The organism is Ruegeria sp. O11 (assembly GCF_056535285.1).
In genome coordinates this window covers 71553-93519 of the sequence record NZ_JBQERS010000011.1, presented here as the reverse complement: position 1 = coordinate 93519, position 21967 = coordinate 71553, and the positions used below count along the sequence as shown (strand labels likewise).

The window sequence follows — 21967 nt, the reverse complement described above, 5'->3', positions numbered from 1 at the left end:
TTCCAGTCCGATTAGGTGTTTTGACAGCTTTACCGCAGAAACGGTCCATTGATTATCAAATCAATCCGAACACTGTTTCCAGTTCTTTCGGCATTTCAACCATTTTGCTGTTTGGCCCAGACTGTGGCACACCAAAAGAAACACATAGGAGAGACCCTTGGCTGGCTATCTGACGACCCATGTTCTGGACACGGCACGCGGCTGCCCCGCTGAGGGGTTGAAAATCTCTCTTTACGAAGTGTCGGGAGATTCTCATCGCAAACTGGCTGAGATGGAAACCAACGAGGATGGTCGCACCAACAGTCCGATCCTACCGCAGGACGACTTCAAAACCGGCACGTATGAACTGATTTTCTTTGCTGGCGATTACCTACGCGCGACGGGTCAGGACGGCGATGATCCTCTGTTTCTGGATCAGGTACCTATCCGCTTTGGTATGTCCGACCCGGATGCCCATTACCATGTACCGCTGCTTCTATCCCCATATGGGTATTCGACCTATCGGGGCAGCTAGACCTAGATTTCGGCGCTGCGGACCACCTTGCCGATACGATCAATCATGAAATCCATAAACAGCCGTGCCTTGGGATCTTGGTGGCGGCGATGGGTATATAAGCAAGCCATTTGAACCGGCACCGGTGGCGTTTGCGTCGCCACCGGGATCAATCGTCCTGCCTTCAGATGTTCGGACACCTCAAAGACAGGTTTCATAGCAATTCCCTGCCCCGACAACGCCCAATCGGTTAAAACATCGCCATCGTCGCACTCATAGCGACCTGAAACAGCGAACCGTTTCGGGCCATCGAGCGTTTCCAGCATCCACTGAAACTCTGCCGCTCCGGGGAAGCGTAGATTCAAACACTCATGTTTGCCTGAAATCAGATCCGTTCCAGATTCGGGCATCCCACAACGGCTGACGTAATCAGGGGCCGCGCATAGCACGCGCTGGCAATCCGCGATCTTGCGGATGCGCAATGTGCTGTCTTCGGGCTGACCGATGAAAAAGGCCAGATCCAACCCTTCGGTGGTTAGGTCGACAGAGCGGTCTGTCAGCCTTAGACGCACATCAATCTCAGGGTATTCTGACAGAAAATCAGGCACATGAGGTGCCAGAAGACGGCGTCCGACACCCAGGGGCGCTGCGACGAACAGCGACCCGCGCGGCGCTTCGGTCAGATGTGTGACTTGCGCTTCTGCCTCATCCACCGCATCCAGAACTGCGACTGCACCGGGGTAAAATGCACGCCCTTGCTCAGTTGGAGTCAAGTTGCGTGTGGTTCGCTGGAACAGACGAACCCCGAGGTGATCTTCTAACTGCGAAATCCGCGCTGACGTCACCGCAGGTGAGATTCGCATATCGCGCCCGGCGGCTGACATACTGCCTAGATCATAAACCCGTACAAAGGTTCGAATGTTATCGAGATAGGACATCTTATCGTTTTTTTTGATACAGTTTGACAATATACGGGAATACCGAAGAAAAGCCCGTTTGCCTAGTGTGGCGATAACTTATCGGAGACCTCATCAATGTACGACTTCGCCGTGTTCTGGGATTGGATTGGTTTTGGCGTGCGCTGGCTGCACGTCATCACTGCGATCGCCTGGATCGGATCATCCTTCTATTTCATCGCGCTGGACCTTGGCCTGAACCGCGATATTCCCGGCCCGGCGGACGGCGAGGAATGGCAAGTCCATGGCGGTGGCTTTTATCACATCCAGAAATATCTTGTCGCGCCGGAGCGCATGCCTGACCACCTGACCTGGTTCAAATGGGAAAGCTACGCGACTTGGCTGAGCGGCGCCGCGCTATTAATGATCGTCTACTGGGTTGGCGGCGAGCTTTATCTGATCGATGCGCATAAAGCTGATCTGGCGCTGTGGCAGGGCATCCTGATCTCGGCTGCGTCGCTGACCATTGGCTGGCTGGTCTATGATTTTCTGTGCAAGTCTGGTCTCGGTGAACGCCCGACGCTGCTGATGGTTCTGTTGTTTGTCCTGCTGGTGGCCATGGGCTGGGGTTATAACCAAATCTTCACCGGCCGTGCGATGATGCTGCATCTAGGGGCTTTCACGGCCACAATCATGACGGCGAATGTGTTCTTCATAATTATGCCGAACCAGCGCATTGTTGTGGATGACCTCAAAAACGGACGTACGCCTGATCCCAAGTACGGCAAAATCGCCAAACTGCGTTCTACCCACAACAACTATCTAACCTTGCCCGTTGTGTTCCTGATGCTGTCGAACCACTACCCGCTGGCCTTTGCCACCGAGTACAATTGGATCATCGCCGCGTTGGTCTTTTTGATGGGCGTCACCATTCGCCACTATTTCAACACCCGCCATGCGCGCGCCGGAAATCCAACCTGGACCTGGCTGGTGACTGCACTGCTGTTCATGGCCATCATGTGGCTGTCGACCGCTTCTATGCACGACCCGTTGGAAGAGGCCGAAGCGCATCAGCTTACACCATATGAACAGAAATTTGCAGCGGCGGATGGCTTTGAAGAAGCGCACGACATTGTTTTGGGGCGCTGTTCCATGTGCCACGCGCGTGAGCCTGTCTGGGAAGGCATCCTGTGGGCACCCAAAGGTGTGTTGCTCGAAACCGAGGCCGACATCGCGCAGAACGCGCAGCAGATATATCTGCAATCAGGCGTCACCCACGCAATGCCCCCTGCAAACGTCACTTTCATGGAGCCCGAAGATCGCGACGCGATCATTAGGTGGTTCCGAAATGCCGATCTGTGAAAAATTGGGACACGGTCGAGCCAATAATAGCAACTGAGTTTGGTTTAGTTCTTCCCCTTTGCGTCGCCAAATGCTCTAAATGAATTCAACAAGCCGCATTTCTATTGTTTCGCGGCCATAGTGATTTCGACTTGGGGCAGTTGGAGCCAGACAATGATAGGGAGCAGACCGCGCAGCGTTCTGAGAAGCTGGCTTTTTTGCGCTCTTTTGGCATTGTCTCCCAATCTTGCATCGGCGCTGGAAACCACCCTCTCCGCTCCCGGCGCATCTAAAGATCTGATTGACCGGCTGGAAGAGACCTCATCGGTTTTCACCTCAGAATCGCGTGGACTGGATACGTCGTTGGAAATCCTGTCGGCTGCTCTGTCCGACTACCGCACCATCGTTCAAATCATGTATGACGAAGGGTATTTCAGCCCCGTCGTCAGCATAAAGTTGGACGGGCAGGAAGCTGCAAATATCAACTCTTTGAATGTTCCTACCCAGTTCAAACGTGCAACGATATTGGTGACTTCAGGGCCGAAGTTCAAATTTGGCACTGCTGTCGTTCAACCATTGGCACCAGAAACCGTGCTACCCGAGGAATTTGCCACAGGCAAAACGGCCACCACCGGAGCAATCCAACAAGCGGCATCCGCAGGGGTCCAAGGTTGGCGCGATACGGGCCACGCAAAGGCAGGGGTGTCGGACCAAAGAGTAATCGCGCGACATGCGCAGGCACGACTGGATGCCACAATTGATCTGGCACCGGGACCAAGGCTTCGGTTCGGCAAAATGAACATCCAAGGCGACACTAACGTTCGCCATCGGTCGATCGAAAAAATTGCAGGCTTCCCCTCGGGTGAAGTTTATTCCCCAGAACAGGTACAAAAGGTTGGAACCCGACTGCGGCGCACCGGCACATTCAGCACGGTTTCTATTAAGGAACATGATGAGCCCAACCCGGACGGCACTTTGGATTTCGATGCCACATTCGAAGACCTCCCCCCCCGTCGGCTGACATTCGGGGCCGAGATCGCCTCGCGCGATGGGCTGGATTTAACTGCCACGTGGACCCATCGAAATGTGTTCCGGCGGGCAGAGCGGCTAAGGTTCGAGGCTGCGATCCGCAACATTGGCGGCGCCGAGGATATCGACGGGCGCATTGGCCTGCGTCTGGATCAACCAGACCGGCTCGGCCCAGACGACAATACATTCTGGAGCGCGCTGCTGGAACGGCGAAATACCGAGAATTATAACGTCACTATCGCTTCGCTTGCCTACGGTGCCCGCCGCACTTTTTCGAACCGTCTTTATGCCGAAGCCTCAGCCGGTTTCCAATGGTCAGACGCGGATGACGCCTATGGCGATGGCCGCAAGTTCCAGTACTTCATCCTGCCTTTCCGGTCTGAATGGGATGAACGGGATAGCAAGGTCAGCGCCACGCGTGGCTACTATCTGGATTCGCAGGTAATGCCCTTTGTCGGGTTCTCTGGTTCTGACACTGGCCTGAGGATGTTTTTTGACGGGCGTTACTATAACGACATAGGCACAGGCGGCCGGTTGGTGCTCGCCGGGCGCGTTCAACTTGGATCAGTCCTTGGCCCGCCGCCAGACGGTGTGACGCCGGATTTCCTGTTCTTCTCGGGCGGCGCGGGAACGGTACGCGGTCAGCCCTATGAAAGCCTCGGCATCCCAGTCGGGGACGGTGTTGCCGGCGGTAAGTCCTTTCTGGGACTGTCAGCTGAAGTTCGTGGCAAAGTCACCGACACAATCTCGTTGGTCGGCTTCTATGACTATGGCGTCGTCGACACGTCCTCGTTCATCGGCAGCGGCGCGGAAGAGCATTCTGGCGCCGGGCTAGGTATTCGCTATGATCTGGGCGGTTTCGGGCCGTTGCGCTTTGACCTCGCCGTCCCAGTTCAGGGTGACACGGGCGATGGGCTGCAGTTCTACATCGGGATCGGGCAGGCCTTCTGATGCGTCGCTTTATATATCCTCTGTTGCTGAGTTCAGCAGTGATCATCGTACCCTTCGCAGCGACCGCGCAGGACGAAGGCGGCAGCATGATCGAGCAGTTCCTGCAGGACACCCTGTCAGGTGGCGATCAAAATGTGCGGGTGATTGGTCTGGAAGGCGCGCTGAGTTCACGAGCGACGATTCAGGAAATTACCGTCGCCGATGACGAAGGTGTCTGGCTGACCATCAAAAATGCTGAGCTGGATTGGAACCGGCTGGCGTTGCTGCGGGGTCGATTCTCAGTCAATACATTGTCGGCGCAAGAGATTAACATCGCCCGTGCCCCGGGCACGACGACTAAGGACACACCGCCGCCTTCAGCTGAGACCCAACCCTTTCAACTGCCCGAGCTTCCGGTTTCCATTGAAATTGGCGAGCTTCGGGTCGATGACTTGTCTTTGGGTGAGCCATTGATCGGCGTTGCGGCTGATCTTGCCGTGAATGGTAACCTCTCGCTGGCGGACGGAACGCTGGATACAACGCTGGATATCGACCGGCTGGATCGAGCGGGTGATACGATTGATCTCAAAGCCGGATTCCAGAACGATAACAGCCAGATCGACCTGGACCTCACCGTCGCCGAAGCCTCGGGCGGGTTGATCGCAACGGCCCTGTCCATCCCCGATGCCCCGCCGCTAAAACTTACCGCAAAAGGTTCGGGGCCGGTATCAGATTTCAACGCCGATATCGGGCTGAGCAGCGATCAACAGCTTCGCGTATCTGGCCAAGTTCGACTGCGGACAGCCGAAGAGAATGGCACTGCATCCGATGGGATTGCATTTACTGCCGATGTCGGCGGCGACCTGACTCCGTTCCTGGCCCAAGAGATGGACACGTTTTTTGGCACAGACACGAGGCTTTTCGTGGACGGGCGCACCCATTCCGATGGCGCGCTGGACATCTCGGACATTGAGATCACCTCAGAAGCATTGGAACTGAAAAGCGAGGTGAGCCTTGCCTCGGGCGGTGCTTTGCAACTGGTTGCCCTTCAAGGCCGCATCACGCCACCAGAAGGCGACAAAGTTGTTCTGCCCGTCAGTGGCGGCGACACGTCCATTGGCGCGGCGCAGATTTCGGCCTTGTACAACTCCAAAAACGGTAACTATTGGGATCTGAGCCTGACAACTGACAACGTTGAGACCCCCAATCTGAATATTGATCACGCCAGAATTACTGGGCAGGGCACCTTGGATCAGTCCAGCGGCTTATCGATGGATGGAGACGTCCAGGCTGTGCTTAATGGCATCGATTTGACTGATCCAGCGCTGAAAGCTGCCGTTGGGGATCAGATCACGCTGGATGGACGGTTCGATTATGGCAGTGACCAGTCCTTACAACTGACCGGTTTCGAACTGGTTGGCAGCGACTATACCCTTGAAACCGATGCCGTGATCAGCGGGCTTGAGACAGGGTTGCAGGTTGATGGCGCGGCACTGCTGCAGGCCACCGACCTATCGAGGTTTTCGAACCTCGCACAGCTGCAGCTAGGTGGCGAAGCTTCGATCAAAGTCGAAGGCAAAGGCTCACCGCTGGAACGCAGCTTTGATGGCAAGCTAACAGTAAACGGGCGCGATTTGGTTACTGGCCGCGACGATATCGACCCAATGATCACCGGTGAAACCGACATTGTGTTAGATGCCAAACGCGGAACCCATGGCGTGTCCATACGGGAGCTTTCGATCAGTGGTGATGCACTGACTGCTCAGGCCAGCGGTACGGTCACGACCCTTAATGGCAACATGACGATCGATGGGCAGGCCAACGTCAACGCCCCCGATCTGAAGGTATTCTCTGGCCTCGCTAAGCGTGATCTCTCCGGTGCGGTGCAGGCCCGGCTGGATGGCAACGGCACCGTACAAACACTGGAGTTTGACGGCCAGGCCAGCGTAATCGGTACAAATATCGAAACAGGGATGATTGAGTTCGATCCGCTGTTGAGAGGCCGGGTATCGATCAATCTGGACGGCGCACATTCCGGCGATCAGGTCGTCGTCCGAAATGCTACAATCAAAAGCGCCGCGTTGACCGCCGAGGTCGGTGCTACGATTAATGATCCTATCGGCGACATTGCCGTAGACGGCAGTGCCAAGGTAGCGGCACCGGATTTGTCAGTGTTCTCAGGCCTCGTCGGGCGCGACCTGACGGGATCAATCAATGCTGATGTCACAGGCAGAGCCGCGCAAGGTAGCAAGACTTTTGAGATCATTGGCAACCTCAGCGCGGATGATCTTGGAACAGGTATAAACGTGATTGATGCGCTTGTTCAGGGCAGAACAACGCTAAACGTGGATGCCGCAAACGACGATCAAGGTCTTAACATCCGCACGTTCAATCTGAACGGAACAGCGCTGACTGCAGATGCATCGGGACGATTGGACCGTGAAGCAGGAGGCCTGAATTTCTCGGCCATGCTGGACAATGTGGGTCGGGTCTCGCCTACTCTGTCCGGCCCGCTAAAACTTGATGGCAATGTCGCCCCGACCGGGTCTGGCCTTGAGGGCAACGCCCGCTTGCAAGGACCTGAGAGCTCTTATGCCGACTTGTCGGGAACCGTTGACACCAATGGTTCAGCCGACTTTGATTTTGAAGCCAAGATCAATCGGCTCGAACGTCTGATCCCCGATTTCCCTGGAACCCTGTCTGCCAATGGAAATGCTCGCCGTGATGCAGGCAAGTGGATTATCGACGCCAAAGCCGACGGCCCCGCCGAGATCAACACTACGGTCGCGGGTACCTTTGATGAAAGTAGCGGCGAGGCAGACTTGAAGATGCAAGGCGGTATCAACATAGGTATCGCCAATGCGTTTATTTCACCCAATAGCCTGGCGGGTAAAGCTCGGTTCGATCTAGCCCTGAAAGGGGCGCCTGCACTGGATGCGCTCAGCGGAACGATTTCAACATCCGGCGCATCAATGGCGCTGCCAGATGTGGGGCAAACGATCACCGATATCGGCGGAACGATCAACATCGCGCAAAGCCGTGCAACTGTTGCACTGCAGGGTGGCCTGCGGGCAGGAGGAGGCTTCACCGTCAATGGCCCGATCAATCTGACCTCGCCCTTCAACACTCAGATCACCACGAAGCTCAATAATCTCGTTCTGACAGACAGGCTTTTGTATGAGACCACATTGAACGGCCAGATTGCCCTGACCGGGGCATTGGCTGGAAACAGTGCTCTGGCCGGTCAGATAAACTTTGGCGAAACCAACATAAACCTTGCCGCAGCGGCAGGCGCAGTTGGCGCAGCACCAATCCCAACAATCGACCATATTAACGAAAGCCGTGCCGGTTTTGTGACGCGGGAACGTGCCAATCTGGTCGAAACCGAAGACAAAGCCAAAAGCAACTCGCGCATGTCATTGGACATCGGCCTGCTTGCCCCCAAAGCCGTGTTTGTTCGAGGCCGAGGTGTCAACGCCGAATTGGGAGGGCGCATTCAGATTGGCGGAACCACCACATCCGTCGTCCCATCGGGTCAGATCGAATTGATCCGGGGTAACATCGACATTCTGGGCCGTCGTCTTGCGCTGACCAAGGGTCTGGTGACACTGCAAGGCGACCTGACCCCCTATATCGAGTTTGAATCTTCGACCAGCACCTCGGACGGTACAGCCACCATTGAGATCGCAGGTCCTCTGGATTCGCCCGAAGTGGACGTGTTCTCAGACCCCGAACGCCCGACCGAAGAAGCACTGGCCATGCTGCTGTTCGGCAACCGTTTTTCGGAGTTGTCGCCTTTTGTGATCGCGCAGATGGCGGCTTCACTGGCCCAGCTCAGCGGCGCGGGTGGGGATGCAACCAAGGGCGTGCGCGAGGCTACGGGGCTTGACACTGTAGACCTTGGCGCAACGGAAGGCGGCGGTGGCAGCCTAGGGGCAGGCGCATATCTAAGCGACAACCTCTATACCGACTTCACCGTCAATACCGAAGGCGATACCGAAGTGAATTTGAACCTGGACGTCACCGACAGCTTTACAGTGCGTGGTACGGTGGATGGCCGGGGTGAGACGGGGTTGGGTATATTCTTCGAACGGGATTACTGATCACAAAAAAGGGCGACCTCAAATGAGCCGCCCTTTCTAATAGTACGTGAAGTTTATTCCGCCGCGATGGCGTCTTCGATCTTTTCGACACGAATGGCCGAGAATTTAAACTCGGGGATCTTGCCGTATGGGTCGATGGCCGAGTTGGTCAGGATATTCGCCGCCGCCTCGACATAGGCGAATGGTATAAACACCATATCCTCGGCAATCGCTCGGTCGGCTCGCACCATGATTTCAATCGAACCGCGGCGAGTAGTCAGACGGATCATCTCGCCCGGCTCAATCCCCATCAGTTTCAACGTACGCGGGTTCATCGAGCAGTTCGCTTCAGGTTCTACGGCGTCCAAAACAGTGGCCCGGCGGGTCATCGACCCGGTGTGCCAGTGTTCCAGCTGCCGGCCCGTGGTGGCGATCATCGGGTACTCGTCATCCGGCGCCTCATCCGGCGGAATGACGCTGGCCGGGGTGAACCGGGCCCGACCATCTGCGCGCGGGAACCCGTCACCGAACACGATGGCCTGTCCCGGATCGGTTTCGCTGAGCGAGGGATAGGTGATGGTCTCGGTCTCCAACCTTTCCCAAGTGATATTGTCGAGCGAGGCCATGGTCAGCTTCATCTCGGCAAAGACCTGGGACACGTCCGTGTACTCCCAGTTCAGACCTATGCGCTGCGCAAGCTCGACAGTGATTTTCCAATCCTCGCGCGCCTCACCCGGAGGCGTCACAGCAGGACGCACACGTTGTACCTGACGGTTGGTGTTGGACACGGTGCCGTTCTTCTCATAGAGCGCCGAGGCGGGCAGGATGATGTCGGCATAGTTCGCCGTTTCGGTCAGGAAGATATCCTGCACGATCATCAGCTCCAGATTGGCCAGAGCCTCACGCGCGTGGCCTACATCCGGGTCAGACATGGCAGGGTTTTCACCCTGAATGTACATGCCCTTGATGTTGCCTGCGTAAGCCTGATCGATGATCTCGGTGACCGTCAGGCCCTTCTCGTTCGAGAAGTCGCGTTCATCGTTCCAAACATTGTTGAACTTAGCCCGGATGCTGTCATCGGTGACTGACTGATAATCCGGCAGGAACATCGGGATCAGACCCGCATCTGAGGCGCCCTGAACATTGTTCTGACCCCGCAACGGGTGAAGACCCGCGCCCGGCTTGCCAACGTTACCGGTCATCAAGGCCAGCGAGATCAAGCAGCGCGAATTATCGGTTCCGTGGATGTGCTGGCTGACACCCATACCCCAGAAAATCAGACCGGCCTTGGCTTGTGCAAAGGTGCGCGCCACTCGGCGCAGTTGATCCGGTTCAATACCACAGATCGGCGACATCGCTTCGGGCGTGAACTGGCGCAGATGCTCTTTCTCGGCTTCCCAGTTCTCGGTCCAGCGGTGGATGTACTGGCTGTCATAGAGCTCCTCTTCCACAATCACATTCATGATCGCGTTGAGCATCGAGACATCCGCTCCCGGACGGAATTGCAGCATCTCATCTGCAAACTTGCGCATGCCGACGCCGCGCGGGTCCATCACGATCAACTTGCCACCGCGTTTGGTGAACTGCTTGAAGTAAGTCGCGGCTACGGGGTGATTCTCGATCGGGTTGGCCCCGATGATGATCGCCACATCCGCGTTTTCGATCTCGTTGAAGGTCGCAGTAACGGCGCCGGAGCCGACGTTTTCGATCAGGGCCGCAACCGACGACGCATGGCACAGGCGGGTGCAGTGGTCGACATTGTTGTGGCGGAAACCCTGACGGATGAACTTCTGGAACAGATACGCCTCTTCATTGGTGCACTTGGCCGAACCAAAGCCCGCAACGCTGCGCGGGTCTTCCTCGCGCAGGGCTTTCAACTTGGTGGCGGCCAGATCCATCGCCTCTTCCCAAGTCGCTTCGCGGAAATGAGTTGATAGGTTGCCGGGATCGACATTCAGGCCCTTCTCAGGCGCATCTTCACGACGGATCAGCGGCTTGGTCAGGCGATGCGGATGGTGGATGTAGTCGAATCCGAAGCGGCCTTTGACGCACAGACGGCCTTCGTTTGCTGGACCGTTGATACCTTCGACATACTTGACCTTGCCGTCTTTGACCTTGAGCGAAACCTTACAGCCCACGCCGCAGAACGGGCAGACGCTTTCCGTTTCTGAGTCGTAGTCCTTGCTGTCGCCTCGCTGCTGGTCATCCAGTACGGTTGCTGGCATCAAGGCACCGGTCGGGCAGGCCTGCACGCATTCACCACAAGCCACACAGGTCGAAGCACCCATCGGGTCGTTCTGGTCGAACACCACCTGCGCTGTGTGGCCACGTCCGGCCATACCAATCACGTCGTTGACCTGCACGTCGCGGCAGGCCCGGACGCAGAGGTTGCAGTTGATGCAAGCGTCCAGATTGACGCGCATCGCAACGTGGCTGTCATCCAACAGCGGGATTTTCTCGGCCTCTTTCGCCGGGAAACGGCTGTCGCTGACATGGTTCAGCTTGGCCATATCCCAGAAGTGGCTGGAGGTGTCGTGTGCTTCCTCAGGCTGATCCGCGACCAACAGCTCCATGACCATGGCGCGCGATTTCTCGGCCCGATCACTGTCGGTTTTCACGACCATACCGTCCGCCGCCGGGCGGATGCAGGAGGCAACCAGCGTGCGCTCACCTTCCACCTCGACCATACAGGCGCGGCAGTTGCCGTCGGGTTTGTAACCGGGTTGCGGTTTGTGGCACAGGTGCGGAATAGTAAATCCCTGTCCCTTGGCGGCTTCCCAGATGGTCCAGCCTTCGGGTACGGTGACATCTTCGCCGTTCAGGTTGAAGGTGACGGTTTTGTTCGGGCTTGCATCAAGCATGGCTCTGTCTCCCCTCAGATTTCGTCGGCGAAGTGTTTCATGACAAGGCGGATCGGGTTCGGGGCCGCCTGCCCCAGACCGCAGATCGAGGCATCGCCCATCACCTGACACAGATCCTCGAGCAAGTCCTGATCCCACTTGTCGGCCTGCATCAGTTTGACCGCCTTTTCGCAACCCGCCCGGCAGGGCGTACACTGGCCACAGCTCTCATCCTCGAAGAACCGCAGCATGTTCAGCGCCGCATCGCGGGCGGTGTCCTGATCGGACAGAACCACCACAGCGGCAGAGCCAATAAATGTGCCGTGCGGTTGCAGCGTGTCGAAGTCCAATGGGATATCATCCATCGACGCGGGCAACAGGCCCGAGGATGGACCACCTGGCTGATAAGCCTTGAAGGTCTGCCCTTCGGCCATACCACCAGCAGCTTCGATCACATCCAAAATGGTCGAGCCAGCAGGCAGAAGGTAAACACCCGGCTTCGCGACCCGCCCCGAGACCGAATAGCTACGCAAACCCTTGCGACCATTCTTTTCGGTGCTGTTAAGGCATTCAGGCCCTTCACGGCAAACTTTGGTCACCCAATAGAGGGTCTCGACATTGTGCACCAAGGTCGGGCGGTTAAAGACCCCAACCTGCGCCACGAACGGAGGACGGTGACGCGGCAGGCCCTTTTTACCTTCGATCGACTCAATCATCGCGGATTCTTCACCGCATATATAAGCTCCGGCGCCGCGGCGCAGATCGATATAGCCGGGCTCAACAATCCCGGCCTGTTCCAGCGCGGCAATCTCACGGCGTAGGATTTCCAGAACCGCCGGGTATTCGTCACGCATGTAGATAAAGCACGTCTCGGCCTCGACTGCCCATGCGGCGATCAGCATACCTTCGAGGAAGACATGCGGTGTACGCTCCAAGTAGTAGCGGTCTTTGAACGTGCCGGGCTCGCCCTCATCCCCGTTTACAGCCAGATAGCGCGGACCTTCGTTCATGCGAACAAAGCCCCATTTCTTGCCGGATGGGAAGCCAGCGCCACCCAAACCACGCAGGCCCGAGGACAGAACCTCTTGCTGCACCTTCTCCCAGTCACCGCCGTCGCGGAGCTCATTCAGCTTGGCGTAGCCGCCATTAGCTTCATAAGCGGCAAAGGCTTCGTAGTCGGGCTGATGCGCATGCGTGTCTTCGGTCGCAATCGCCGCCTGTACTTTTTCAGGGGTCGCATGATCGATATGATTGTGACCGATCTCAAGAACAGGCGCGGTGTCACAACGGCCCATACAAGGTGCGCGAACAACGCGGACCTCTGCCGGGTCAAGACCATCTTCAAGCGCCTTTTGAAGTTGCTGGGCACCGGCCATTTCACACGAAAGAGAATCACATACCCGGATCGTCAGCGCGGGCGGAGGCGTCTCGCCTTCCTTCACCACGTCGAAATGCGCATAGAAGGTGGCCGTCTCATAAATCTCAGCCTGCCCGATCCGCATCTCAACCGCCAAGGCGGCAATGTGGTCGGCGCTGATATGGCCGTGTTCGTCCTGAATCAAATGCAGAAATTCGATCAGCAGGTCACGACGGCGCGGGTGGTCGCCCAGCAGACGCGCGATTTCAGCCTGCGCCTCATCCGTGAATTGACGGCCTTTAGGTGTGTGCCGCCCTTTGCCTTTACCTGACTTCCAGACGCCCTTGGGTGCGCCTGATGGCTTGGTATCTAATGGTGCCATGATGCCCTCCGATTAAGGCTCCGTGTCTCATCAGACTAGCATATCGTCAAATCGCATATCTCAATCGTACGATAACGACAGATTATCACCGTAAAGACGCCACCACATCACGTAGTGCGCCGACCGTGGGCAATTCAGGGTCGCGAGTCAGGGTCGCCAAACAAATCGGCTTGCTGACCACCGGGTCGACCAAAGGCAACACTTTGGTATCTTTCAAATCCCCCAGCGCCCGCACCAGCACGCGCGGGATCACAGTGGCAGCCAGCCCCTCGCGCGCCATAACCATCGAGGCAGTGAACCCACTGGTCTCGGCCACAATATCCGGGTGCAAGCCCTGTTCGGCAAATATCCGGTCCAGAATTCGCCGGTTTTGCATCTGAGGCTCCAACAGGCTGAGCGGGAACTCGGCCACGCGCGCCCATGGGATCGGGCCTGTCTCATCGGTCATATGCGAAGGAACCAACAGGACGTAGGTTTCTTCGTACAACGGCTGCACCTGCCGCAAGTCGGTGCCGATGCTGTCGCCATAGGTAATACCCGCGTCCAGACTGCCTTCGTCCAACCGGTGTTGGATCGCGGTCGCGGACATGGTCTCGATCCGGGTCACGATACGCGGGTGGGCGTCGCGCAACCGCTTGGTCAGACGCCCGGTGAAGGCAATCGCCGTAGGGATCACGCCCAGAATAAGCGTGCCGGTGATCTCACCCTTGGCAGCCAACACCTGCTGTTCCAAAGCCTTGGTGTCATCGAGAATGCGTCGCGCCCGCTGAACGATCATCTCGCCCTCTTCGGTCAGGCCCTGAAACCGATTGGCGCGCCGGACAATAGAGACACCCAATCGATCCTCGAGATTACGGATGCGCATTGAGAACGCAGGCTGGGAAATGCCACACTCCTCAGCCGCTTTTGCAAAATGACGATGCCGCGCCAATGCGCTCAGCAGTTGCAGGTCGCGGATTTCGATCATTTGACACTTTCCTGGACGGCAAGTTGAACCCCACACATATGCGGTTTGCTCAATAGAGAACAGAATTTACGGCGCTCGCACAGGAACTATTAATCGGACTCGCCCCACTCAGCAAAGCTCAATAGCCTCGCTCAAAGGCATTTGAATGAGGTCTTCATGTTTGAAACTTTACTCGTCATTTTCATCGGGCTCGTCGGCGGCATTGCCGTCGGTCTTCAAGCGCAAATAGCCGGCTCAATGGGGGGCCGTATCGGTGGTGCCGCGGGCAGCCTCATCGTTCACTTGGGAGGAGCAATCGCTTCGCTAGCACTGTTGATATTTCGCGGCGGCGAAAACATTAGTGAATGGCGGCATCTGCCTTGGTACATGTTGGGAAGCGGCGTATTGGGCCTAATACTCTATCTGACCCTCAGTCAAACCATACCGAAGCTGGGCGCCACATCAGCGATAACTCTCGTCGTCCTCGGCCAGCTTGCAGTTGGCATGGTCATCGATCATTTTGGTCTATTCGAAGCCGACGTTCGGTCGATTGATTTTCAGCGAATTGGCGCAGTGGCCATGCTTATGGTCGGAGCCTATCTATTGCTTCGCTAATTCGCAATTGTGGCGACAACGATATGAGTGTTTGAGGGGCATCGGCGAAAGATCTGACTAAGATTCCTTCCTCTTGGTGATACCACTCCAAAACCGCCTTTAAGTGTTGAATAAGAAGTGCATCACATCGCCGTCCTTGACGATGTAACCTTTACCCTCGGCTCGCATCTTGCCCGCTTCTTTCGCGCCCTGTTCCCCATTGGCGGCGATATAGTCATCATAGGCGATGGTCTCGGCGCGGATGAAGCCTTTTTCGAAATCGCCGTGGATCACGCCAGCCGCCTGTGGTGCGGCGGTGCCGGTGCGGATGGTCCAGGCGCGGGCCTCTTTCGGGCCTACGGTGAAATAGGTTTCCAGCTTGAGCAGATCGTAACCAGCGCGGATCAGGCGGTCGAGGCCGGGTTCTTCCAGCCCCATTTCCTCAAGGAACATCTGCGCTTCCTCGTCTTCCAGCAGGCTGATCTCTTCTTCGATCTTAGCGCTGATGATGACATGGGCATTGCCCTGCGCAGCGGCCATCTCGGCAACCTTGGCGGAATACTCATTACCCTCGGCGGCTTCTTCCTCGGACACGTTGCAGACGTAGAGCACCGGCTTAGTCGTCAGAAGCTGCAACATCTTCCAGGCCTTGGCGTCTTCGTCCGAGACTTCGACCAATCGCGCGGGCTTGCCGTTTTCCAGCATCACCTGTGCCTCGGCCAGAAGGCGATCCTGCTGCTGTGCCTCTTTGTCGTTACCCTTCAGCTTGCGCACCAGATTGGCACGGCGCTTTTCGATGCTTTCCAGATCGGCCAGCATAAGCTCGGTTTCGATCGTGTCCGCATCCGCCACGGGATCGACACGACCATCCACATGGGTCACATCACCATCCTCAAAACAGCGCAGAACATGAGCAATCGCATCGGTCTCACGGATATTCGCCAGGAATTGGTTGCCAAGTCCTTCGCCCTTTGATGCGCCTTTTACCAGACCGGCGATATCTACAAAGGTCATGCGCGTTGGAATGATCTGTTTAGAACTGGCGATCGCCGCCAATTTGTCCAGGCGATCATCAGGAACAGCAACATCACCCACGTTGGGTTCGATGGTACAGAATGGGAAATTCGCCGCCTGGGCTGCCGCAGTTTTTGTCAGCGCATTGAAGAGGGTCGACTTGCCCACATTCGGCAAACCCACGATTCCCATTTTAAAGCCCATGACGGCCTCCTGATACCATTCGAGCGCCGCTTCTAGGCAGGTCTAGCGCAATGCGCAAGGCGTAGCACTCCCTCCCACCTCCGAGTCTGATCTGCCACATCACGAAATTGGCATGACATTGTGTTCTTGCCCTCATTGAATTCATGCACATACAGTCCCCAATAAAACTAATACCAACGAACGACGGACATAGTAGGTACGATGAAACCCCTTGTTATTCTGGCCTTCGCGCTGGCGGCGGCGACTTCTGCGCAGGCACAATCCATCATTTTCGGCGCTGGCTACGCAGATTACTCCCACAGCGACGGAGACGATCAGGCCATTTTTTCGCTTGAGTATCAGCATCGCCCGTTTCACGAGGCAACTCGGTTCAGCGCAACATGGGGTGGGGCTCTCTCGGTTGATACAGACGGCGACACGCATATTGGTGCCGGATTGATCGGAGTATATAGCTTTGCCGACCGATGGTTTATCGAAGGCAGCGTCATGCCCGGCTACTATAGCGAAGGAAGCGATCAGAATGATTTGGGAGGCAGTTTTCAGATTCGCAGCCTGTTGGGTCTTGGTTATACGCTTGAAAGTGGGAACAAACTGTCGGTTGCCATCACGCACAAATCCAATGCTAGTACGCAGGGCGATAACCCCGGTGTGAACTCACTACTGCTGCGGTATCATTACTCGTTCTGATCTCTAGTCCACCAAGCGGGATTGATTTTCAGCGAAAGTTTCTGCACATCAGGTCCAAACCCGAGTGCAAGGACTTCCGATGACCCGTATCGACGCCAAATTCGCCGCTCTGAAAGAACAGGGTAAAAAGGCATTTGTAGCTTATGTCATGGCCGGGGATCCCGACTATGAAACGTCGCTGGAGGTCGTAAAGGGTTTGCCCGGCGCGGGCGTCGATGTGATCGAACTGGGCCTGCCCTTTACCGACCCGATGGCGGATGGCCCCACCATCCAGGCCGCTGGTCAACGGGCGTTGGATGGCGGGATGACGTTGCAGCGCACGCTTGATCTGGCACGCGCTTTCCGCGAAACCGATGATACCACGCCGATTGTGCTGATGGGATACTACAACCCGATCTACAGTCGAGGAGTTGAGACCTTTCTGACGGATGCAAAGTCTGCCGGAATTGACGGGCTGATCGTCGTCGACCTGCCACCTGAAGAAGACGAAGAGCTTTGCCTGCCAGCACAGGCTGCCGGGTTGAACTTTATCAGGCTGGCAACACCGACAACCGACGATAACCGCCTACCTCGCGTGCTGCAGAACACGTCTGGCTTTGTTTATTACGTGTCGATTACCGGCATCACCGGCGCTGCTGAGGCGCAGGCGACCGATGTCGGACCCGAGGTTGCACGGATCAAAGCCGCAACCGATTTACCGGTCATTGTCGGGTTCGGGATCAATACGCCAGAGAAGTCACGCAACATTGCCAGCGTGTCAGATGGTGCCGTTGTCGGGTCCGCAATAGTCAGCCAAATCGGGTCTGGAAAACCAGTGTCCGAGGTGTTGGACTTCGTCAAATCACTTGCTGACGGCGCGCACACCGCCTGATAACTTATGATATTTCAAATCGGTGTTCACTGCAGCAGGCGTTCAACTTGCTGCGGTATTTTTCGTTTTTAACCACGCGGCAACCAACCGCAGTTGATCGCCATTGCAGGGCGATGGAAAAATTGGTAAAGAAACTTAACCAATCCTGCGGAAGCCAGATCCATGCCGACAATTACCAATATCGAAGATCTCAAACGGATCTATGAACGCCGGGTTCCACGCATGTTTTTTGACTACGCGGAAAGCGGCAGTTGGACGGAACAAACATTCCGCGAGAACACCTCGGATTTCGAAGACATCCGCCTGCGTCAGCGGGTGGCCGTAGATATGACCGGGCGCTCGACCGCGTCGCAGATGATCGGACAGGATGTGTCGATGCCGGTGGCACTGGCTCCGGTAGGTCTCACAGGCATGCAACACGCAGATGGTGAGATCAAAGCGGCCAAAGCTGCCGAGGCCTTTGGCGTGCCCTTCACCCTTTCGACGATGTCAATCAACTCGATCGAAGATGTTGCTGAAAACACGACCGCTCCGTTCTGGTTCCAACTCTATACAATGAAGGATCAAGACTACGTCGGGCGACTAATCCAGCGCGCGAAGGATGCGAAATGCTCAGCCTTGGTGATCACGCTCGACCTGCAAATCCTCGGTCAGCGACACAAGGACTTGAAGAATGGCCTCTCCGCCCCTCCAAAGCTGACCCCCAAAACCATTGCCAACCTGATGACAAAATGGGCCTGGGGTATCGAAATGCTGGGCGCCAAGCGCCGGGAATTCGGTAACATCGTCGGTCATGTCGACAGCATCACCGATACCCGCTCACTGGGAACATGGACTGCTGAACAGTTCGATCCCAGCCTCGACTGGGGCAAGGTTGAGAAGCTGATGGAACAGTGGGGCGGCAAAGTAATCCTCAAGGGTATATTGGACGCCGAAGACGCAAAGATGGCCGCCAAGCTGGGTGCGGACGCCATCGTCGTATCAAATCACGGCGGGCGACAGCTGGACGGCGCGCTCAGTTCAATCCGGGTTCTACCCGAGATCATGGATGCCGTTGGCAATGATGTCGAAGTGCATCTGGATAGCGGCATTCGTTCGGGGCAAGACGTGCTAAAGGCTCTGGCGCTTGGGGCCAAAGGAACCTTCATAGGCCGCGCCTTTGTTTATGGGCTGGGTGCGATGGGTCAGAAAGGCGTGACGACGGCTTTGGAGGTAATCCAGAAAGAGCTCGATACAACGATGGCACTTTGCGGTGAGCGCAACGTGGCTGATCTGGGGCGCCACAATCTTCTGGTCCCGGAAGACTTCGGCGGCCGCTGGCAGGCCTGATCCTCGAATAACTAAAAAAGAGGGACACTGCCCCCGCCGCCCTTTGGGCGTCTCCCCCGAGATAATTGCAGCCAGATGAAGAAGTGGATCCCATCTTCATCTGGCCCTATATATCCCGGAGCGCGAGGCAGAGCCTCGCAAAATTCCTCAGGCCACAAAAAGCCCTTTCCAAACCAATTGAATCAAGCTAAGGACGCGGCTTCACGCGGGCATACAGCCTTGGAGGATGCCCGCCCTAACATTGGAGAATTATCATGGCTGGAGAGATTCCTGATCTCGTAGCTCTGGAACGGACGGGGACAGGCAAGGGCGCCGCTCGTCAAGCACGCCGCGACGGCATGGTTCCGGGCATCGTGTTTGGTGGCGACAAAGACCCGCTGCCGATCCAAATCCCGTTCAACGTCCTGTTCAAGCGACTGAAAGCAGGCCGGTTCAAGTCGACCCTGTGGAACCTGAAGGTTGAAGGCCACGAAGACGTTCGCGTCATCTGCCGCGACGTTCAGCGTGACGTGGTCAAAGACCTGCCGACCCACCTGGACCTGATGCGCCTGCGTCGGACCACAAAGATCGCGCTGTTCATACCTGTTGAATTCGTCAACGAAGAAGCGGCCCCCGGCATCAAGAAGGGTGGCGTTCTGACCGTTGTGCGTCCGGAAGTTGAACTGTTGTGCACCGCGGGTGACATTCCTGAGAAGATCACCGTTGATCTGACAGGCATGGAAATCAACGACGTTGTTACCATTTCTTCGGTTGATCTGCCTGCTGGCACCAAACCAACCATCGATCGTGACTTCGTGATCGCCAACGTTTCGGCACCCACCGGTCTGTCGACAAGCGACGATGAAGAGGGTGAAGAGGGCGAAGTTGCAGCTGATGAAGTTGAAGTCATCGGCCAGGACGAAGCTGAAGAATAAGTTCGGATCATATCCGAATAGTGTAACGGGGCTCGTTTGTAGCCCCGTTTTTTTATGCAGATGTTGGGCTGGAAACGAGACGGTAAGATGTGGCATCAACCGCTGAGATTACGCTGTTAAGGACGATGCGATGAAAATGTTTGTCGGCTTAGGAAATCCCGGGCAGAAATACGCCCGTAACCGGCACAATATCGGGTTTATGGCATTGGAGCGGATCGCCGAAGACCATGGCTTTGGCCCGTGGAAATCTAAGTTTCAGGCTGAGATCGCCGAAGGTCGCTTGGGTGGGCAGAAAGTGCTGCTGGTCAAACCTCAGACATTTATGAACCGTTCGGGCCAGTCCGTGGGCGAGGCAATGCGGTTCTACAAACTCGATTCGGCCGATGTGACCGTCTTCCATGATGAGCTTGATTTGGCCCCGGGCAAGGTACGTGTGAAAGCTGGCGGCGGACATGCGGGACATAACGGGTTGCGGTCGATCCACGAACATATCAGCCCGGCCTATGATCGCGTGCGGCTGGGCATTGGGCATCCGGGCCGTAAAGAAATGGTCTCACCCTATGTTCTGAGTGATTTTGCCAAAGCCGATGCAGACTGGCTGGATAGCGTCCTGCGCGGGGTTTCGGATGGTGCGGATTATCTTGCCGATGACGAAAGCGGCAAGTTCATGAATGCTGTTGCTTTGCGAACCGCTCCGCCAAGATCGTCGAAGCAGTTTGGCAAACCTGAAAGCCCCCCTAAAACGAGCGTCGAGGCCGCATCTGTTCCAGATGAGCGTTCAGCCATGCAGAAGCTGTTGGACAAATTCAGGTAATGCTTCCGCAACGTAGTAATTGCGTAATGGAACTGACCGGGGTCCACTGTCAGGTGTAATAGGAGACTACGGATGAGATCTGCTTTTAAGTGGCTGCTACGTCTTGTGTTTGCTCTGGCGTTAGCGGCGTTGGTGGTCGGCTTTTGGAAACGCGAAGAGATTCAACGCCTGATGGCCGTGAACTCTTTGTTTTCAGAAGAAAAGATCGTGTATAATTTTTCGCACATGGACGAGGCGTTTCTGACCAACGATTTGCCGCGCGGTGACGGCCCGACCTGGGAACTGCCTTATGGCCCCGGTCTCGATCTGCCCGATGGAACTGACCAGTGGATCGAAGATCGCGCGGTAACTTCTTTGCTTGTGATGCAAGACGGAGCGATCCGGTTTGAGGAATATTATCTGGGCACCGGACCCGATGACCGGAGGATTTCGTGGTCAGTTGCAAAAAGCTATTTGTCGGCCCTGTTTGGTATTCTGATGGCCGAGGGTGCTATTTCATCGCTGGATGACCCGGTTGTACAATACGCCCCGGATCTCAAGGAAAGCGCATATGAGACTGCGACGATCCGCAATGTGCTGAACATGGCCAGCGGTGTGACCTTCGACGAAGACTATCTGGACTACAATTCTGACATAAACCGAATGGGGCGCGTCGTTGCCTTGGGGGGTGAGTTGGATGATTTTGCAGCCTCATTGCAAGACAGCTTCGTCGCGCCGGGCGAAACTTGGCAATATGTGTCCATAGACACCCATGTAATCGGAATGGTTATCCGGGGCGCGACAGGGCGCAGCGTCGCAGAGCTGCTGACCGAGAAAGTGATCGAGCCGCTGGGGTTGGAGCGGGACGGCTACTACATCACCGATGGCGCAGGCGTTGCATTTGTTTTGGGCGGTCTCAACTTCACAACGCGCGATTTTGCACGGTTCGGGCAGTTGATTTTGCAGGGTGGCGAACGCGATGGCCGGCAGATTGTACCTGCGGATTGGATCGACACATCTACTTGGCCTAGCGCCCCGACAGACCCTGGCGAGATCGGTTATGGCTATCAGTGGTGGATACCTGTTGGGGCGCATGAGGGTGAATTCATGGCGCGCGGCATCTATGGCCAGTATATCTATTTCGACCAGCCACGCGGGGTCTTGATCGTGACAACTGGCGCTGACCGAAAGTTCCGCGATCCCGGCGTCAACGAGCTGAATGTCGAAATGTTCCGCAAAATTGCGCAAAGCCTGTAAGATGCAGC

16 protein-coding genes are annotated in these 21967 nt (G+C 56.3%); 11 read left to right on the top strand and 5 right to left on the bottom strand.

The annotated features are described in order from the left end of the window. Positions 1-157 precede the first annotated feature (157 nt). The gene (gene uraH / locus ACRZ91_RS17200) at positions 158-514 is read left to right on the top strand and encodes a hydroxyisourate hydrolase (protein ID WP_170774878.1); all 357 of its coding nucleotides are present in this window, start codon (positions 158-160) and stop codon (positions 512-514) included. A 2-nt stretch (positions 515-516) separates the two neighbouring features. Here the strand turns inward: uraH and ACRZ91_RS17195 are convergent, their stop codons facing one another. Then, positions 517-1431, bottom strand: a complete 915-nt coding sequence (locus tag ACRZ91_RS17195) for a LysR family transcriptional regulator (RefSeq protein ID WP_480456778.1) — start codon at positions 1429-1431, stop codon at positions 517-519. A gap of 96 nt (positions 1432-1527) precedes the next feature. Between ACRZ91_RS17195 and ACRZ91_RS17190 the strand changes: the two genes are divergently transcribed. The 3 genes from ACRZ91_RS17190 to ACRZ91_RS17180 all read left to right on the top strand — a co-directional run bounded on the left by ACRZ91_RS17190 (position 1528) and on the right by ACRZ91_RS17180 (position 8792). Then, positions 1528-2751, top strand: coding sequence for a urate hydroxylase PuuD (locus tag ACRZ91_RS17190; protein WP_480907329.1), 1224 nt, complete (start codon positions 1528-1530; stop codon positions 2749-2751). A gap of 153 nt (positions 2752-2904) precedes the next feature. Next, a complete protein-coding gene (locus tag ACRZ91_RS17185; protein ID WP_480907328.1) occupies positions 2905-4710 on the top strand; it encodes an autotransporter assembly complex protein TamA in 1806 nt (601 codons plus the stop codon). Then, entirely contained in the window at positions 4710-8792 is a 4083-nt protein-coding gene (locus ACRZ91_RS17180) for a translocation/assembly module TamB domain-containing protein (protein ID WP_480907327.1), read from the top strand. The genes ACRZ91_RS17185 and ACRZ91_RS17180 overlap by 1 nt, the downstream gene beginning before the upstream one ends. 53 nt (positions 8793-8845) lie before the next feature. Here the strand turns inward: ACRZ91_RS17180 and fdhF are convergent, their stop codons facing one another. The 3 genes from fdhF to ACRZ91_RS17165 form a co-directional block, all read right to left on the bottom strand. Continuing rightward, positions 8846-11632, bottom strand: coding sequence for a formate dehydrogenase subunit alpha (fdhF, locus tag ACRZ91_RS17175; protein ID WP_480907325.1), 2787 nt, complete (start codon positions 11630-11632; stop codon positions 8846-8848). A 14-nt stretch (positions 11633-11646) separates the two neighbouring features. After that, complete coding sequence (locus ACRZ91_RS17170; RefSeq protein WP_480907323.1) at positions 11647-13350, bottom strand: NAD(P)H-dependent oxidoreductase subunit E; 1704 nt, start codon at positions 13348-13350, stop codon at positions 11647-11649. 85 nt (positions 13351-13435) lie between these two features. Beyond that, on the bottom strand, positions 13436-14317 hold the full coding sequence (locus tag ACRZ91_RS17165; protein ID WP_010438067.1) for a LysR family transcriptional regulator: 882 nt from the start codon (positions 14315-14317) through the stop codon (positions 13436-13438). Positions 14318-14473: 156 nt separating this feature from the next. Between ACRZ91_RS17165 and ACRZ91_RS17160 the strand changes: the two genes are divergently transcribed. Further along, positions 14474-14911, top strand: coding sequence for a DMT family transporter (locus tag ACRZ91_RS17160; protein ID WP_480907320.1), 438 nt, complete (start codon positions 14474-14476; stop codon positions 14909-14911). 99 nt (positions 14912-15010) lie between these two features. On the opposite strand, the gene ychF is transcribed toward ACRZ91_RS17160, so the two are convergent. Next, positions 15011-16108, bottom strand: coding sequence for a redox-regulated ATPase YchF (gene ychF, locus ACRZ91_RS17155; RefSeq protein ID WP_319545205.1), 1098 nt, complete (start codon positions 16106-16108; stop codon positions 15011-15013). Between the two features lie 201 nt (positions 16109-16309). Here ychF and ACRZ91_RS17150 point away from each other — a divergent pair, with 201 nt between their 5' ends. From ACRZ91_RS17150 to ACRZ91_RS17125, 6 genes are all read left to right on the top strand, one after another. Beyond that, the gene (locus ACRZ91_RS17150; RefSeq protein ID WP_010438061.1) at positions 16310-16795 is read left to right on the top strand and encodes an acyloxyacyl hydrolase; all 486 of its coding nucleotides are present in this window, start codon (positions 16310-16312) and stop codon (positions 16793-16795) included. Between the two features lie 79 nt (positions 16796-16874). Next, the gene (gene trpA / locus ACRZ91_RS17145) at positions 16875-17666 is read left to right on the top strand and encodes a tryptophan synthase subunit alpha (protein WP_170477486.1); all 792 of its coding nucleotides are present in this window, start codon (positions 16875-16877) and stop codon (positions 17664-17666) included. A gap of 162 nt (positions 17667-17828) precedes the next feature. Beyond that, positions 17829-18995 carry an alpha-hydroxy acid oxidase gene (locus ACRZ91_RS17140; RefSeq protein ID WP_170477489.1) on the top strand — a complete coding sequence of 389 codons (1167 nt, stop codon included), beginning with the start codon at positions 17829-17831 and terminating at the stop codon, positions 18993-18995. A 254-nt stretch (positions 18996-19249) separates the two neighbouring features. Beyond that, a complete protein-coding gene (locus ACRZ91_RS17135) occupies positions 19250-19909 on the top strand; it encodes a 50S ribosomal protein L25/general stress protein Ctc (RefSeq protein ID WP_010438055.1) in 660 nt (219 codons plus the stop codon). Positions 19910-20039: 130 nt separating this feature from the next. Next, positions 20040-20723 (top strand): aminoacyl-tRNA hydrolase, encoded by a 684-nt coding sequence (gene pth, locus ACRZ91_RS17130; protein ID WP_480907317.1) that lies wholly within the window; start codon positions 20040-20042, stop codon positions 20721-20723. Positions 20724-20795: 72 nt separating this feature from the next. Continuing rightward, positions 20796-21959, top strand: a complete 1164-nt coding sequence (locus ACRZ91_RS17125; RefSeq protein ID WP_480907315.1) for a serine hydrolase domain-containing protein — start codon at positions 20796-20798, stop codon at positions 21957-21959. Positions 21960-21967 lie beyond the last annotated feature (8 nt).

What these genes read in the sequence shown, in the direction of transcription:
- ACRZ91_RS17195 (WP_480456778.1), bottom strand. Translation starts at nt 1,431, where the DNA reads ATGTCCTATCTCGATAACATTCGAACCTTTGTACGGGTTTATGATCTA.
- ACRZ91_RS17190 (WP_480907329.1), top strand. Translation starts at nt 1,528, where the DNA reads ATGTACGACTTCGCCGTGTTCTGGGATTGGATTGGTTTTGGCGTGCGC.
- ACRZ91_RS17185 (WP_480907328.1), top strand. Translation starts at nt 2,905, where the DNA reads ATGATAGGGAGCAGACCGCGCAGCGTTCTGAGAAGCTGGCTTTTTTGC.
- ACRZ91_RS17180 (WP_480907327.1), top strand. Translation starts at nt 4,710, where the DNA reads ATGCGTCGCTTTATATATCCTCTGTTGCTGAGTTCAGCAGTGATCATC.
- fdhF (WP_480907325.1), bottom strand. Translation starts at nt 11,632, where the DNA reads ATGCTTGATGCAAGCCCGAACAAAACCGTCACCTTCAACCTGAACGGC.
- ACRZ91_RS17170 (WP_480907323.1), bottom strand. Translation starts at nt 13,350, where the DNA reads ATGGCACCATTAGATACCAAGCCATCAGGCGCACCCAAGGGCGTCTGG.
- ACRZ91_RS17165 (WP_010438067.1), bottom strand. Translation starts at nt 14,317, where the DNA reads ATGATCGAAATCCGCGACCTGCAACTGCTGAGCGCATTGGCGCGGCAT.
- ACRZ91_RS17160 (WP_480907320.1), top strand. Translation starts at nt 14,474, where the DNA reads ATGTTTGAAACTTTACTCGTCATTTTCATCGGGCTCGTCGGCGGCATT.
- ychF (WP_319545205.1), bottom strand. Translation starts at nt 16,108, where the DNA reads ATGGGCTTTAAAATGGGAATCGTGGGTTTGCCGAATGTGGGCAAGTCG.
- ACRZ91_RS17150 (WP_010438061.1), top strand. Translation starts at nt 16,310, where the DNA reads ATGAAACCCCTTGTTATTCTGGCCTTCGCGCTGGCGGCGGCGACTTCT.
- trpA (WP_170477486.1), top strand. Translation starts at nt 16,875, where the DNA reads ATGACCCGTATCGACGCCAAATTCGCCGCTCTGAAAGAACAGGGTAAA.
- ACRZ91_RS17140 (WP_170477489.1), top strand. Translation starts at nt 17,829, where the DNA reads ATGCCGACAATTACCAATATCGAAGATCTCAAACGGATCTATGAACGC.
- ACRZ91_RS17135 (WP_010438055.1), top strand. Translation starts at nt 19,250, where the DNA reads ATGGCTGGAGAGATTCCTGATCTCGTAGCTCTGGAACGGACGGGGACA.
- pth (WP_480907317.1), top strand. Translation starts at nt 20,040, where the DNA reads ATGAAAATGTTTGTCGGCTTAGGAAATCCCGGGCAGAAATACGCCCGT.
- ACRZ91_RS17125 (WP_480907315.1), top strand. Translation starts at nt 20,796, where the DNA reads ATGAGATCTGCTTTTAAGTGGCTGCTACGTCTTGTGTTTGCTCTGGCG.